Raw genomic sequence first — 12,813 nt, 5'->3', positions numbered from 1 at the left:
CTTTTATTTCCTTTCTCTAAAAATAATTGTTATTGGCACACCAGTAAAATCAAATTGTGATCTTATTTGATTTTCCAAAAATCTTTTATATGAAAAATGTACATATTCTGGGTTATTAACAAATAAAACAAAGGTTGGCAAATATGCTTCTACTTGTGATGCATAATAAATTTTTAATCTACCCCCATTATGATTTGGAGCAGGATTAATTAATTGAGCTTTATTAAAAATTTCATTTAATAAACTTGTACGAATTCTTTTCTTAATATTAGTTTTTACAAGTTCAACAATTTCATAAATTTTATGAACTCTTTTATTTTCTTTTGCAGATAAAAAAAGTACTTTTGCATAACTCAAATATTTAAAATAAGCTTTTATTTCTTCTTCTTTTTTCTTCATTGTATTTGATTCTTTATTTTCAATTAAATCTCATTTATTTCCTATAATTATTATAGGTTTATTTTCTTCAAAAGCAAACCCTCCAATATTTGTATCATGATCTGTAATTGGTTGACTTGAGTCTAAAACTAATAAAACTATATCAGATTTGTTAATACTTGAAAGAGATCTTAAATAACTATATTTTTCAAGATTTTCATATATTTTTTTCTTTTTTCTCATACCTGCAGTATCAATAATTATATACTCATTATTATTAAATTTTACTTTGCTATCAACTGCATCAACTGTGGTTCCTGCGATTTCTGAAACGATCATTCTTTCTTCACCAATCATTGAGTTAACTAAGCTTGACTTACCAACATTTGGTTTACCCACAATTGCTAATTTTAAATCATTTTCATTCAATTGATTTGAAAACTTTGGTATTGAATTTATTATCTTGTCTAATAAATCTCCAATACCAATTCCATGAGTTGAAGAAATTAAAAAAGGTTCTCCAAATCCTAAACTCATAAAAGAATATGACTCATCATATTGTTCTTTTTTGTCATATTTATTTACAGTTAAAATAACTGGCTTATTTGTTTTATACAAAATTTTTGCAACCATTTCATCTTCTATTGTAATACCCTCTTTATAATTAATTACAAAAACTATTACATCTGCTTCTTTGATTGCAATTTCAGCTTGCATTTTAATTTCTTTTGAAAAAATTGTATTTTGCAATGTAATACCACCAGTGTCTACAATAATAAAAGGCATTGTTAATCATTCAGTATTACCATACATTCTATCCCTAGTTACTCCAGGTTTATCTTCAACAATTGCCTTTTTTTCTTTTATTATTCTATTAAAAAGTGTAGATTTACCAACGTTTGGTCTTCCAACAACTGCAACAATTCCTTTTCTAACCATAAATTTACTCCTTTTTTTAAATTTGCTCTATTTTATTTAAAATTACTTTCATTGATTCTTCAAAAGTTAAATTACTTGTATCTAAAATTCAAGCTCCTTTATCTATTTTAAGTGGACCAGTACTTCTATTTTTGTCAAAATCATCTCTTTGCTTAATTTGTCTTAAAATATCTTCATATACATTGGGTAAGATATTATTCTTGATATTTTGTTCAAATCTTCTTTTTGCTCTTGCTTCAACTGAACAATCAAAATATATTTTTAATTCAGCATCGGGTAAAACAACAGTTGTTATATCTCGGCCAATTACAATATTATTTTTTTCTATTACCATTTGTCTTTGTAAATTTACCATATATTCTCTTACTTTTACATTTTGAGCAATATACTTTATATTTTCTACAACATCATAATCAAAAATGTATGGTCCATAATCTTCTCCATTAACTAAAATTTCATTTTCATTTATATATTTATAACTAAATAAATCAATTTGAGATTCAATTTCTTTAGGTTCAAAAAAATTAATATTATTTTTAACACAAAATTTTGTAAATGCTCTATAAATAACACCTGTATCTATAAAATTCATTTTTAATACTTTAGCAACTTCATTCATTACAGAACTTTTACCACTTCCTGCAGTTCCATCCACGGCAATATTAATTTTTTTTAACATATAAAAAACTCCTTTATTATATAAAAATTGGCAATATTATTGAAACAAGCATTATTAAAATTAGAATTATTAAAATAAAATTAGCTCATTTAAATCTAAATTTTGAATCATAACCTTTTCAAGTTTTTAACAATCTATTTTGAGACTTTTCAACTTTATCTTGAACTTCAACTAACATTTGGTGAGTTGTTCTATTATCCTTACTTCTAATTTGTTGAACTATTGTCATTGGAATATCATCATTGTTAATTATATTTTTTTTACTTTGCTTTTCTTTTAATTTACTAATATTCTTTTGAAAATTTAATTCATTTTTTTGAAGTTCATTAAAATATCTTGCATATTTTTCATTTTTAAAATAAATTTTTTCTTCTTCATCATCATGATTTTCTTGTAAAGGTTCCACTAATTTAATTTTTTTTAATTCCGAAATTTCTCTTTTTATATCATATTTTAATTCTTCAGGAAAAAGAGTGTTAGATTTATCTTTATCTAAATAGGGTTTTTCAATTTGGTGTTTTTTATCAAAAATATCTAATTTTTCTTTAAAAAAATTTAAGTCAATTTGTTTTAATTTTTCAAAAGTAGAATTTATAATTGATTTTTCATCTTGAATAGTTCTTTTATAAATAATTTCTTTTTTTATTTTTTCATGTAAAGCTTTATTTCGCTCCATTCTTGCTTCAATAGCCAAGTTATTCACCCCATTGTCTTATATATTATAAATTAATTCTATAAATAATTAAAATTATTGTTATTATAATACTATAAAAGGAGATAAAGTTTTTATATGAAAAAAACCTGAATTGATAAATCAATTTGTATTGGTTGCATGGCTTGTGTAGAAATGGATGAAACTGAAACATTATTTATGGATGATGATGGATTCGCTGAAGCAAAAGAAAATGATTTAGAATTATTTGAATGTCAAATGGTTTGTCCAACTGGTGCAGTTAAAGTTAATGAAAATTAAAAAAGGTTTTTAAAAAACCTTTTTTAATTTTCATTTTACGTAAATACAAATCATAAATATATGATTCAAATTTCTTAGTTCCATTAATAACAGCCAATAAAGGTTGTTCACCAACTTTTGTTGGTAATTGAAGAGTATCTGCAAAATACTTATCCATTCCTTTTATCAAACAGTTTCCTCCACACAAAATTAAACCATTTTTAAATATATTTCCTGCCAATTCTGGGGGAGTTTCTTCTAATACCTGAACTATTAAATCAATAATTCTTGAAGCAGGAACTTTTAAAACTTCTCTAATTTCTTGTGAAGTAATTTCAATTTCTCTTGGTAATTCCGAAACAATATCACGTCCATAAACTTTCATTCGTTTTTCATCTGGATATTTTGCAAGTGATCCAATAGTTACTTTTATTATTTCTGCTGACTTAATCCCAATATCCAAACCATATTGAGACCTCATAAATTTCTGAATTTCATCGTTAAATTTATTTCCTGCTTGTTTAATTGATTTTGATAAAACAATATCTCCTGCTGAAAGAACTGCAACATCAGTTGTTCCACCTCCGCTATCAACAATTAATTTTCCTGAAGGCGTAAAAATATTAACACCACCACCAAGAGCGGCCATTTTTACTTCTTCTTCAATAAATACATTTGATGCTCCCAAATTTTGTGCAATTTTTATAAGAGCAGATTTTTCCAATTCCGTAATTGCTGATGGACAAGCTAACAACATTACTGAATCTTTTAAAAATTTATTTATTCTTAATTTTGAAAATATATACTTTAATTGTGCTTCAGTACTTTTTATATATGTTATAACTCCATCGACCATTGGCCTAATAATTTTTAATGTTTTATTCCCTTTTCTATCATTTTATATGCAGATTCACCTACTGCAACAATACGATTTTCTTTAAATTTATAAGCTACAATTGAAGGTTCATTGTAAACAATACCTTGATTTTCTATATAAATCAAAGTATTTGAAGTACCTAAATCTATGGATACAAACTTTTTAACATCCTTTTTCATAAAAACCTATATTTCAAATTATAGGTGACCTATAACGAATATTATTCTAACATTCTATATAAAAAAAATTGTCTTTTATAAAAACAAATAGAATTTTTTTACCAGTAAATTATTTTAATTTTTAAAATAAAAAAAATATTTGTTTTATAAAACAAATATTTTAAATTTCTATTACTCTTGTCTATTTCTCAATTGTTCAAAGATTTCTGATTCAAATTTCTTAGTTCCATTAATAACAGCCAATAAAGGTTGTTCACCAACTTTTGTTGGTAATTGAAGAGTATCACCAAAATACTTATCAATTCCTTTAATTAATGCTGTACCTCCACATAAAGTAATTCCATTTCTAAAAATATCTCCTGCCAATTCTGGGGGAGTTTCTTCTAAAACTTGAACTACTAAATCAATAATTCTTGATAAAGGAATTTTTAAGACCTCTCTTAATTCCTGAGGAGTTATTTCTATCTCTCTTGGTAATCCCGAAACAATATCACGTCCATAAACTTTCATAGTTTTTTCATCAGGGAATTTTGCCAATGAACCAACTTTAATTTTTATTGTTTCAGCTGTTTTAATTCCAATTTCTAATCCATATTGAGCTCTTGTAAATTTTAAAATTTCTTCATTTAAGTAATTTCCTGCAATTTTTATAGACTTAGATAAAACAATATCACCTGAAGAAATAACAGCTGCATCAGTTGTTCCTCCACCCATATCAACAATTAATTGTCCAGATGGTGTATTAATATTAACACCTCCTCCAAGAGCAGCCATTTTTACTTCTTCTTCAATAAATACATTTGTTGCTCCAAGACTTTCTGCAATTTTTTTAAGAGCAGATTTTTCAAGTTCTGTAATTACTGATGGACAAGCCAATAACATTACACAACCCTTTAAAGTTTTTTCTAATCTTAATCTTGCAAAAATATATTTTAATTGTGCTTGTGTTGCTTTTATATCTGTTATTACACCATCAACCATTGGTCTAACAATTTTTAATGTTTTGTTACCTTTACCTATCATTTTATATGCTTCTTCACCAACCGCAATAATACGATTTTCTTTTACTTTATATGCAACAATTGAAGGCTCGTTATAAACAATACCTTGTCCTGAAATATAAACTAAAGTTGAAGCTGTTCCTAAATCCATTGAAATATAAACTGGTTTTTTGTTTGCCATTTTTTTTCCTCACTAATCTATATATTATCATTAATGATTTTATCAAAATTAAAGAAAAAAAATAAAATCTTTTAATTTTATTTATAAATATGATTTAATTTTTTCATTTGTGGCTCAATAACTGCGAATAATGAGTAACATACTGTAAATCTAAGTGTTTCAAAACCTATAACTATAAAAGTATATACTACATATTTTTCTTTAAAATCCGTTCAGTGACCATGTTCATGTGTTTCATGATAATTAACAATTTTTAAAATTTGATTTTTTACTTCTTCAACTTCATGATCAGGATTAGAAATATATATCATTAAAATTGTTAAAGGAACATATAGAATTAAAGTTATTGGAATAAAAATTGCAATAGGTACTCATCTTTTAATTAAATCCTTTTTTTTACTTGGATCTTTATGAATATATGAATTTTTAAATATAACATAATACAATAATCATAAAATTCATATTATTGCAAAATAACCTAATGAATCAATTAATGATGGTAATGGACCATGTTCTGCATCCATTAATAAATGAATTCATGGAACAATAAAAGCAATTAAACTTGAAAATACTGGGCCTAAAACCCCAATTGATAGTGTAATAACAAAAATATCTAAATATCTAACTGATAAAATTACACCATCAAGAGGTAAAGTAAAAATCCTTTCAAGCATGGAATCAAAAAAAGTACATATTGATGCAAGTGCTAAAAATACACCAGCAGCTGCTAATCTATATAATAGATTTTTTTTATTGATATAAATTGAATATTTGAAATTAAAATCATCATCAATAATATCGTCATGATTTCCTTTGTTATCATAATGATGTTCATTGTGGTAATGATCTTTTTTATTTTCCTTTTCATCTAAATGATCAGGAACTGAATGTTTGTTATCAGACATATTGACCTCCTATTTATAAAATAATTATAAACTAATTTATAAAAATTATAAATTAAATTTATAATTTTTATAAATTAGAGTTACTTTTTATTCTATTTAAAGGTTTAATTAATGATAAAAAAATAATAAAGTTAAACATATATTTACTAATATTAAAACCAAATAAAACTCCTGCATATCATCAAGTTTTAAATTCTAAAAAAACACCGCTAGAATTACCATAAAATTTATCATAAAGATAAAGAATAAAACTAAAGTTTAAAATTATGTTTCAAAAGGAAACTAAAATACTAACAATTAAAGCTATTATAAAGGTTTTCAAAACTTCATAATTTTTATTTTTAAAAAAAATATTTGAAAAATAAAAAAATAATGCAAAAATACAAATTGCAAATAAGTCTGAAAGATTCATTGTTAATACCCCAACTCATTCTGCCATTGGGTCAATTCCAATAAACCTCATTCATGAAGCAATAATAACAATTAAGCTACTATAAAATAAATTAATTGCTTTTAAACAAATTAAATAACTTATAAATGTAATTTCATATCTTAAAAAACCTAAAAAAGCAAAACCCTGAAATAAATATACACTTATAAAAGATAAACAAATATTTAATGCTAAAACAATAGCTAATAGCGCAATTCTGTGAGAAGTAAGTTTAAAATAATTTTTTCATTTGTTTATTTTTATTTGTTTTATTAAAACTAAATCAAAATTATCCTGATTATCTAAATTTAAAAGTTGCTTTTCATTTTTAATATCAGATTTTTCCATATTTCTACACTCCAATTTCTAATAATCCAAATTTTTTTATTAACAATAATAATTTTACTATAAAATAAATTTGTAAAAGGAGAAATTAAAAATGAAAAGTAATATTATAAAAATGATCGTTGAAATTCCAAAGGGTAGCTCTAATAAATATGAGTACGATATTAATTCAAATCAAATTAGTTTAGATAGAGTTTTATATGGTGCAAATTTTTACCCAGGAGAATATGGTTTTGTACCTGAAACACTAGACTGAGATGGAGATCCTTTGGATGTAATTAGTTTAGCAACTCACCCTACTTTACCAGGTGTAGCTGTTAATGTTAGAATTCTTGGTTCAATTAAAATGATTGATGCTGGAGAAATTGATACAAAACTATTTGGGGTTTTTTCAGATGATCCAAGATTTAAAGAATTTACAACACTAAAAGATGTTCCACAACATTTGAAAGATGAGATAGAAAATTTCTTTTTACAATATAAGGCATTACAAAAAAAAGAAGTAAAAATTAATGGTTGAGGTAATGTTGATGAAGCAATGCATGAGTTAGTTGAATGTAAAGAAAGATTTGAACATTACAAAGATAGATATTTAAAGCCTGGTGGAAAAGAAGAAATAATGGAAGAATGAAAAATTAAAGGACTTGGCAAAGGATAAAAAAAATGAGATTTATATAATCTCATTTTTTTTATAATATTGTAAAAGGTCCTAAAAATTTTAAATTAGAAGTTTTGCTATTTCATCTAAAAATTTTAAAAATTAATTTTTCAAAACCCGTTGCGTATACTCTTGCAGCAGAAATATCTGATTTATATCCTGCACATTCATTATTTACAAAAGAAATAATTTCTCTTTCATATTTCAGTTCTAAATGACTTTTAATATTATTTAAGAAAAATATAATAGTAATTAAAATTAAAAAAGAAACTAAACCAAATACTTCAAATATTGGAATTCTAAATAAAAATAATAAAAATTCACCAGGATAAGTTGAAGTAAAAAAAGATATATACAATATAGATAAAAAGATTGATATTAAAAAATTTAAGTAAAATAGATTACTAAAAATTAATGGTAGTCACTTTATAAATAATTGAGCCTTTTTAACTTGTTTATTTTTTTGATATAATTTTGCACTATATCAAATATTTGCAAGAATATAATCTAATTCATAACCAACACTTGGCATTATTCATTTTGGAATATTTATTTCTTTATTTCTTTTTCTTAAAATATCTGTAATTCTAATATATGTATCTGTATCTGCATAATTAACTTTTAAATCATCAATTTTTAAATAATGCTGAAATTTTTTAATTATTTCTTCAATTTTTGAAGATGAAATATTACTATCTGCTGATTGTATTTCTCTAATTTCTACTTTAGAACAAAATAACGTATTTAAAATTTTTATAGTTAATAAAGTCAAAAAAGCCAATATTAATGCAATTAAAAGTATTTTTGTTAATGACTCCACAAATATCACCTAGCAATATTATATTACAAAATATTAGTTAAATTATCTTTTATATTTATCAAATAAATACTTAATTCCTGGTTTTAAATCATTAACTTTTTTAACGTCATAAACTGTTTTAATATTTCTAGTAATTCCATGAGAAGACATAAAAGCATTAACGTAAAATTTTTCACCTTTATAATCTATAGGTTTCAAACTTCCCCCAGCTGTTAAACCAGCTGCAAAAAAAACATGCTCTTTTATCTGCAATTAGATCAAAATCACTTAAAATTGTTGAAAAATCTAAATTATGTTTTTGTAATCAAGCTTGTTCAATTAAAACTCTACTTTCAGTTTCAGATTCATTTGGTCAAACTTCCTTATAAGATATTAACTTACATTGCATTTTACATCCAGAAGAAATTGACAATGCAGCCATAAGTGAACCTTCTGGAGCTCCACCAATACCATAAACAAAATCTGCTGTACCATTAACAACATCAATTGCTGCTAAAACATCCCCATCTTGTATAAGTCTTGTTATTATTCCCATATCATTTAATTTTGCTATTATTTTTTGATGTCTTGGTTTATCTAAAATAATACATTTTAAATCTTTTCTTCTTGCAAAAATTTGCATTTCACGAACAACTTCTATAATTCCATTATTTAAATTAATAACATCTCTAAATTCATCACTTACGAATAATTTTTCCATATACATTTCTGGCAATTGTAACATTGTATTTTCACCCGATATTGCAATTGTTGAAATGCTTTCTGCAAAATTATATGCTGCAGGATTAGTGCCTTCAACTGGATCAACACTTACATCAAAAGTATTTACAGATGGGTCAGTAGTATCACCAAGAATTTGACCAACGTATAACATATCTAATTCCCCTTCACCATTTACAACTTTTAATTTAAAACCTTTTTCATTCTTAAGCATTACTTCAAACGCTTCAACAGCAGCTTGATCAACTAAATCTTTATTTTTCTTTCCAATATATTTATATGAAGCAATTGCAGCAACTTCAACAGTTCTTAATAAAACAATATCTTTATTCATAAAATAAATTTTTCTAAATCAATTTTAATTATAGCAAATTTTTCTATTTAGATTTTTATACTATCTATTGTTTATTTTAAAATTAACAATATAATATGTTTAGAAAGGAAGAAATAAAAATGTCAAACAAAATAAGAGTTCAAGATAATTTTTATGATTATTTAAATAAAGAATGAATTGATAATACTCAACTTCCCGATGGTTATCCATCATGAGGAAGTTTTGAAATGCTTCATAAAAAATCAATTGATGATATCAAAAATTTAATTCTAGATTTTAAAGAAAATTACAATTCTCTTAACTCAGAAGAAAAGAAAATTGTCAATATTTTTAATAACTATTTAAATTGAAAAGAAAGAAATAGTCAATTAATTAAACCAATAGAACCAATTATTAATAAAATTAATAATTTAAATGATAAAAAGGATTTTTCAAATTTTTTAACTGAATGTTTTGAAGAATTTAATATTAGTTTTTTTCATTCAAAAGGAGTAGATTCAGACTTTAAAAACAGTAATAAAAGAGCTTTAGGAATTTCTGCAATGAGTTTGGGAATGTCAAATAGGGATTTTTATGATGAAAGCCATCCAAGACATAAAGAAATTAAAAGTGGATATCAAAAATATATAAATGATTTAATAAAAGAGAGTCAAATTAAATTTTCAAATGAAAATGTTTTTAACTTAATTTATAAATTTGAAGAAGAAATTTCTCATGCAATGTTAAAACAAGAGGAATTGCGTAGTCCAGAAAATATTTATAATGTAGTTACATTAGATAAACTAAATGAATTGTGTAATTTTATTGATTGAAAAGAACATTTAACAAAAATTGGATATTCAAAAGCAGAAGTGATTATATTAAGTGAACCTAAATTTTTGAAAAAATTAGGTGAAATGTTGGAAAATATTAAATTAGATGACCTTAAAGATATTTTAAAAATTAAAGTAATTATGGTTTTTAGTTTTTTATTAACAGAAAATTTATATAAAATTAGTTTTGAATACTCATCTGTTTTTAGCGGTATGAAAGAAATGAAACCTGAAATTGATAGAGCTGTGGAATTTACAAATTCACATCTAGGAGAAATTTTGGGAAAAGCATATATTTCAAAACACTTTTCTGAAAAAGCAAAAGAAGATGTTCTAAAAATTGTAAATGATTTAATTAAAGTATACTCAAAAAGAATTCAAAATTTAGAATGAATGTCAAATACAACTAAGGAAAAAGCAATTGAAAAATTAAATACATTTAAAATTAAAATTGGTTATCCAAATAAGTGAGAAGATTTTAGTAGCATTGATATAAGAGATTATAAAGATGGTGGAAATTTATATGAAAATTTAACAAAAATTTCACAATACTTTACAAAAAAAGAAATTAAAGAAATTAATCTTCCAGTGGATAAAGAAAAGTGATATATGTATCCTCAAACAGTAAATGCATATTATAATCCAACATCAAATGAAATTTGTTTTCCAGCTGGAATACTACAAGCTCCATTTTATGACATTAATGAACCTAAAGCTAAAAATTTAGGTGGAATTGGTGCTGTAATTGGTCATGAAGTAAGCCATGGGTTTGATGACGAAGGAAGTAAATTTGATAAAGATGGAAATTTTGAAAACTGATGATCTGATGAAGATTATAAGCAATATAGCAATAGAACTCAAAAATTAGTAGAACAATATAGTAATTATGAGGTTAATGGTTCAAAAGTAAATGGAAAATTAACTCTTGGTGAAAATATTGGTGATTTAAGTGGAGTTGTTGCTGCTTTAGATATTTGTAAAGAGCAATTTCCAAATGATTTAAAATTATTTTTTGAGAATTATGCAATTATTTGAAAAAGAAAATCTACAGATGAATTAAAAAATACAAGACTTCTAATTGATCCACATTCTCCAGAAGAATTTAGATGTAACGGTGTTTTAATTAATATTGACGAATTTCACGAAACTTTTGAAACAAAAAAAGGTGATGGAATGTTTTTGGAAAAAGAAAATAGAATTAAAATTTGATAATTAAAAAAATCATACAAGTGTATGATTTTTTTAATTAAAATTACTTATTAATTTTCAACATTATGATAAATATCTTGAACATCTTCTAATTCATTAAGTCTGTTAATTAATTTGTCAAATTTAATTTTTGCTTCATTATCTGTTATAACTATATTTTCATCAGCTAACATTGTAGTTTCTGCCATTTTATAATCTTTAATACCAAACTTATCCAATGTTATTTTAACTTTATTAAATTCTTGAAAAGGAGCATAAACTAATAGCATTTCTTCGTCTTCAAATACATCATTAACATCACACTCTTCAATCATTAAAAATTCTAAAATTTCTTCAACTGTTTGTCCTTCCAAAGCAAATATACTTGTTGCTTGAAAAGAATGAGAAACAGCACCGCTTGTTGCAATTTTTCCCCCATTCTTATTAAACGCATCTCTAATCTCTGCAATTGCTCTGTTCACATTGCTTGTTAATGAATCTACAATTATCATTGAATTTCCTGGTCCATAACCTTCATATCTGTTTGAAAAAAAAATTTCTCCATCCATACCTTCTGCTTTTTTAATTGCTCTTTGAATTACATCAACAGGTACTTGTTTAGATTTTGCTTTATCAATTGCACTTCTTAATGCTAAATTTGCTTCTGGATCTTTACTTCCATTTTTCGCTGCCATATAAATTTCTTTTGAAGCCCTACCATAGATTGCAGATTTCATTGCAGCAGTTTTTTCCATACTTTGTTTTCTAACTTCATGTGCTCTTCCCATAATTATTTCTCCTTTTTTTAAAGTTTTTCCAATTCATTAATTTTATCTAAAATTTGATTAATTTTTAAATCAATATCATCTGTTTCTGCATCAATTACTAAAAAATTAAACATATCTTTTCTTATATTAAAAAAATCATCATATCTCTTATTCAAAGTGTCTCAATAGATTCTTGGAGTTTCTAATTCTTGAATTCTACCACGTTCTTTAATTCTTTCTATTGCTTTATCTGTTGAAACTTTTAAATATATAACCAAATCAAATTCGACTCTATGTGTTAAATTTGGAATTACAACTTGTTCATAAAAATCTGTATAAGTTTTATAATCAATATCATTCATTGTGCCTAAATCATGATTTACAGCCACAAAAATTGGATCTTCTAAGATAGTTCTGTCAAAAATAACATTATTAATAGAATTTGCTTTAATTAATTGTTGACTTCTTGCTGTAAGCATATAAATTTGCATTTTAAAAACATTTGTTTCCATGTCTTTATAATAATCATCAAAATATGGATTATTATCAATTGGTTCAGGAAAAATTTCATAATTTAATTTTTTTGAAATTTTTTCTGAAATTGTTGATTTTCCAGCACCAACAGTACCAAAAATAGCTATTCTCATA

General features: G+C 24.4%; 14 protein-coding genes and 1 pseudogene. 3 read left to right on the top strand and 12 right to left on the bottom strand.

Translation table 4 applies throughout. The features are described 5' to 3' along the window. Positions 1-3: 3 nt before the first annotated feature. From der to STAIW_RS01470, 3 genes are read right to left on the bottom strand one after another with little or no spacing between them, the layout of a single operon-like run. Complete coding sequence (gene der, locus STAIW_RS01480) at positions 4-1,317, bottom strand: ribosome biogenesis GTPase Der (protein WP_020834097.1); 1,314 nt, start codon at positions 1,315-1,317, stop codon at positions 4-6. Positions 1,318-1,333: 16 nt separating this feature from the next. Continuing rightward, positions 1,334-1,996, bottom strand: a complete 663-nt coding sequence (gene cmk / locus STAIW_RS01475; protein WP_020834096.1) for a (d)CMP kinase — start codon at positions 1,994-1,996, stop codon at positions 1,334-1,336. Positions 1,997-2,012: 16 nt separating this feature from the next. After that, positions 2,013-2,690 carry a hypothetical protein gene (locus STAIW_RS01470; RefSeq protein ID WP_041618802.1) on the bottom strand — a complete coding sequence of 226 codons (678 nt, stop codon included), beginning with the start codon at positions 2,688-2,690 and terminating at the stop codon, positions 2,013-2,015. A gap of 96 nt (positions 2,691-2,786) precedes the next feature. Here STAIW_RS01470 and STAIW_RS01465 point away from each other — a divergent pair, with 96 nt between their 5' ends. Then, the gene (locus tag STAIW_RS01465; protein ID WP_020834094.1) at positions 2,787-2,969 is read left to right on the top strand and encodes a ferredoxin; all 183 of its coding nucleotides are present in this window, start codon (positions 2,787-2,789) and stop codon (positions 2,967-2,969) included. Here the strand turns inward: STAIW_RS01465 and mreB (STAIW_RS01460) are convergent. The 4 genes and pseudogenes from mreB (STAIW_RS01460) to STAIW_RS01445 all read right to left on the bottom strand — a co-directional run bounded on the left by mreB (STAIW_RS01460) (position 2,956) and on the right by STAIW_RS01445 (position 6,869). Then, positions 2,956-4,004 (bottom strand): annotated as a pseudogene (gene mreB / locus STAIW_RS01460) (rod shape-determining protein MreB). The gene STAIW_RS01465 and the pseudogene mreB (STAIW_RS01460) overlap by 14 nt on opposite strands. A gap of 171 nt (positions 4,005-4,175) precedes the next feature. Further along, on the bottom strand, positions 4,176-5,186 hold the full coding sequence (gene mreB / locus STAIW_RS01455; RefSeq protein WP_020834093.1) for a rod shape-determining protein: 1,011 nt from the start codon (positions 5,184-5,186) through the stop codon (positions 4,176-4,178). Between the two features lie 77 nt (positions 5,187-5,263). Beyond that, a complete protein-coding gene (locus STAIW_RS01450) occupies positions 5,264-6,091 on the bottom strand; it encodes an ECF transporter S component (protein WP_020834092.1) in 828 nt (275 codons plus the stop codon). Positions 6,092-6,158: 67 nt separating this feature from the next. Continuing rightward, positions 6,159-6,869 carry a hypothetical protein gene (locus tag STAIW_RS01445; protein ID WP_020834091.1) on the bottom strand — a complete coding sequence of 237 codons (711 nt, stop codon included), beginning with the start codon at positions 6,867-6,869 and terminating at the stop codon, positions 6,159-6,161. Positions 6,870-6,960: 91 nt separating this feature from the next. Here STAIW_RS01445 and STAIW_RS01440 point away from each other — a divergent pair, with 91 nt between their 5' ends. After that, positions 6,961-7,524, top strand: coding sequence for an inorganic diphosphatase (locus STAIW_RS01440; protein WP_020834090.1), 564 nt, complete (start codon positions 6,961-6,963; stop codon positions 7,522-7,524). A gap of 31 nt (positions 7,525-7,555) precedes the next feature. On the opposite strand, the gene STAIW_RS01435 is transcribed toward STAIW_RS01440, so the two are convergent. The 3 genes from STAIW_RS01435 to STAIW_RS01430 are packed head-to-tail and all read right to left on the bottom strand — an operon-like array spanning position 7,556 to position 9,398. After that, a complete protein-coding gene (locus STAIW_RS01435) occupies positions 7,556-8,344 on the bottom strand; it encodes a hypothetical protein (protein WP_020834089.1) in 789 nt (262 codons plus the stop codon). 42 nt (positions 8,345-8,386) lie between these two features. Continuing rightward, positions 8,387-8,542, bottom strand: a complete 156-nt coding sequence (locus tag STAIW_RS06165; protein WP_169522258.1) for a hypothetical protein — start codon at positions 8,540-8,542, stop codon at positions 8,387-8,389. Next, the gene (locus tag STAIW_RS01430) at positions 8,523-9,398 is read right to left on the bottom strand and encodes a fructose-bisphosphatase class II (RefSeq protein WP_053228498.1); all 876 of its coding nucleotides are present in this window, start codon (positions 9,396-9,398) and stop codon (positions 8,523-8,525) included. Before STAIW_RS01430 ends, STAIW_RS06165 begins: the two co-directional genes overlap by 20 nt. 119 nt (positions 9,399-9,517) lie before the next feature. Here STAIW_RS01430 and STAIW_RS01425 point away from each other — a divergent pair, with 119 nt between their 5' ends. Then, positions 9,518-11,422: a M13 family metallopeptidase gene (locus STAIW_RS01425; RefSeq protein ID WP_020834088.1), complete on the top strand. Its 1,905-nt coding sequence runs from the start codon at positions 9,518-9,520 to the stop codon at positions 11,420-11,422. A gap of 47 nt (positions 11,423-11,469) precedes the next feature. Here STAIW_RS01425 and STAIW_RS01420 read toward each other — a convergent pair whose 3' ends face one another. Next, positions 11,470-12,186, bottom strand: a complete 717-nt coding sequence (locus tag STAIW_RS01420; protein WP_020834087.1) for a YebC/PmpR family DNA-binding transcriptional regulator — start codon at positions 12,184-12,186, stop codon at positions 11,470-11,472. Between the two features lie 17 nt (positions 12,187-12,203). After that, the gene (locus tag STAIW_RS01415; RefSeq protein ID WP_020834086.1) at positions 12,204-12,812 is read right to left on the bottom strand and encodes a deoxynucleoside kinase; all 609 of its coding nucleotides are present in this window, start codon (positions 12,810-12,812) and stop codon (positions 12,204-12,206) included. Position 12,813 lies beyond the last annotated feature (1 nt).

This window comes from Spiroplasma taiwanense CT-1 (assembly GCF_000439435.1).
Classification (GTDB): domain Bacteria; phylum Bacillota_I; class Bacilli_A; order Mycoplasmatales; family Mycoplasmataceae; genus Spiroplasma_A; species Spiroplasma_A taiwanense.
Note: the sequence above shows the minus strand (reverse complement) of the source record. Positions and strands in the feature narration are given on the sequence as shown.